At 35.4% G+C, this 333-nt stretch carries 1 pseudogene; it reads right to left on the bottom strand.

Annotated features, from left to right (window positions below):
- Nucleotides 1–333 (bottom strand): annotated as a pseudogene (locus tag G3A46_RS14635) (PD40 domain-containing protein); the annotation flags it as partial.

Raw genomic sequence — 333 nt, 5'->3', positions numbered from 1 at the left:
ACACTGTTCCTTCTATTAAAATAGTACAACTTTCCCGTACTAGGTAGATATTATCATCAACACTTCCGCGATCTCCATCTCTATTAGAAGATAGATATCCTATTCTAGATTCTTCATCTATAATAAAACCGAAGTCGTCTTTTGCACTATTAGTAGGTGCTCCTAAATTTGTTGGACTTCCTAGTTTTCCTTCTTCATCTATTGATGAAACAAAAACATCATAACCTCCTAAACCCGACCGACCATCACTAGAGAAATAAAGGTTGTTTTTATCGCTTACAAAAGGAAAAGATTCTCTTCCTTCTGTATTTATTTCAGGGCCTAGGTTAACTG

This window comes from Aequorivita sp. KMM 9714 (assembly GCF_011065475.1).
GTDB lineage: Bacteria > Bacteroidota > Bacteroidia > Flavobacteriales > Flavobacteriaceae > Aequorivita > Aequorivita sinensis.
Note: the sequence above shows the minus strand (reverse complement) of the source record. Positions and strands in the feature narration are given on the sequence as shown.